This is a genomic window from Prevotella sp. (assembly GCF_036570325.1).
Taxonomy (GTDB): domain Bacteria; phylum Bacteroidota; class Bacteroidia; order Bacteroidales; family Bacteroidaceae; genus Prevotella.
In genome coordinates, this window is the sequence record NZ_DATCYK010000047.1 from 1 (window position 1) to 1884 (window position 1884).

Consider the following 1884-nt stretch of genomic DNA (forward strand, 5'->3'; position numbering starts at 1 on the left):
CAACAAACGCTTGGCCTCCTCACTCTCCACGCCGACCACAACACGGTCGGGACTCATGAAATCCTTGATGGCATTTCCTTCTTTCAAAAACTCAGGATTGCTGGCCACATCAAACTTTATGCTAACGCCACGCCTATCCAATGCCGCCTGAATTGTGTATTTTACCTTGGTCGCAGTGCCCACGGGTACCGTGCTCTTGGTAACAACGACTATATATTTATTAAGGTGTTGGCCAATGGTCTCGGCCACTTGCAGCACATATTTCAAATCGGCCGAACCATCTTCGTCAGGCGGTGTACCCACAGCCGAGAAGATAATATCCTGCTCATTGATAATATCTGCTAAGGAAGTTGTGAATTTCAATCGGCCGGCTTTATAATTCTTTAAAACCAACTCGTCGAGTCCGGGCTCATAAATGGGAATATTTCCATTTTGCAATTGCAAAATCTTATTCTCATCTACGTCTACGCAGGTGACGTTAACTCCGGTGTCAGCAAAACAAGCTCCACTCACCAAACCAACATAACCTGTACCAACAATTGCAATATTCATAATTGTTAAAGTTATTTCATAGGGAAAAAGACCGCCAAAAACAGCCCTTTCACCTTACTAACGCTACTTGATTACTTTATAAGTATTACAAATGTAATAGAATAGAATGACTTCTCAAAATTATCAAAACAAAAAAAGACGCCGTTCGGTATTTTTTAATGAAACACTTGCAATTTCAGAATAAAAAGTATAATTTTGCACTTGTGATTGAGATTGATAAACACATAGAGATTCTATTGCTTAGTAATGAGTGCGTTATCATCCCCGGCTTCGGCGGATTCACCACACATTACGTTGCGGCAAGGCATGACGACAGGGACAACATGTTCTTGCCGCCCATCAGAACTATAGGTTTCAATCCCCAATTACGTATCAACGATTCCTTGTTGGTACAGTCTTATGTTGAGTGTTACGACATCAGTTATCCCGAGGCTTTGAAACATATTGAAGCCGAAGTAGACCAACTGAAAACCATTCTGAACAATGAAGGGGAGTGTGAATTTTCCGATATTGGCAAAATCACACTGAACAATGATGGCAATTATGAGTTTACTCCGTGTGAATCAGGATTGCTCACTCCCGATTTGTATGGTCTTTCCTCGTATGAATTTAAGCCGTTGACCATGGTCGCAGCTAACAAGGAAGTCAAGACAGAACAAGCAAAAACCGCAACCTCATCTAACCGAGTTTTATTAGGAAATACTCCTATTCCACCTGCTGAAACGATAGAAGAGGAAGAGGCTGTTGACGAAGAGCATGAGACCATCGGTCGTGGTACACAAATCGTTTACCATCTGATTCGTAATGTCGCCGCGGCTTGTATCGCTATTATTGTCATGGTACTCATTGCCAGTCCGTTAGATAACAACAAACAATCTTATCTAAAGAATAGTGGCATTGACACCGATTTGCTCTATCGTGTTTTACCCAAGAGCGTCAATACAGCCCCAGCAAATCTCAACATTAGCACGCCTAAAGCTGCGAACCATTTAAAAATACAGCCCAAGCAGACAGAAGCTCTCCAAACAGATACGGCTTCATCTTATTATACTTTGGTATTAGCGAGCAGGGTTAGCAAGACCAATGCCAAGTTGTTTACCGAACGGCTGCACAAAGAGGGCTATGAAGATGCACAAGTAATTATAACAAGAAATAATGTAAAAGTTGTTTATGGTCATTTCGATACAGAAGGCGAAGCCTATCGGATGGTCAACAAAATGCATGGACTCAAACATTTTGAAGATTGTTGGGTCACATTTATTAAGTAACATGCAAAAGCATTATGATTTTGTAACCTGCTTATGAAACGAGTACGTTGCCCCAAATGTGATA

2 protein-coding genes are annotated in these 1884 nt (G+C 41.4%); one reads left to right on the forward strand and one right to left on the reverse strand.

What is annotated here, in order from left to right:
• Positions 1-552: nucleotide sugar dehydrogenase (locus VIR50_RS03450; RefSeq protein ID WP_331933745.1), on the reverse strand; the 552-nt coding region annotated here is incomplete at its 3' end.
• Positions 553-755: 203 nt separating this feature from the next.
• Between VIR50_RS03450 and VIR50_RS03455 the strand changes: the two genes are divergently transcribed.
• Positions 756-1820 (forward strand): HU domain-containing protein, encoded by a 1065-nt coding sequence (locus VIR50_RS03455; RefSeq protein ID WP_331933746.1) that lies wholly within the window; start codon positions 756-758, stop codon positions 1818-1820.
• Positions 1821-1884: the final 64 nt, after the last annotated feature.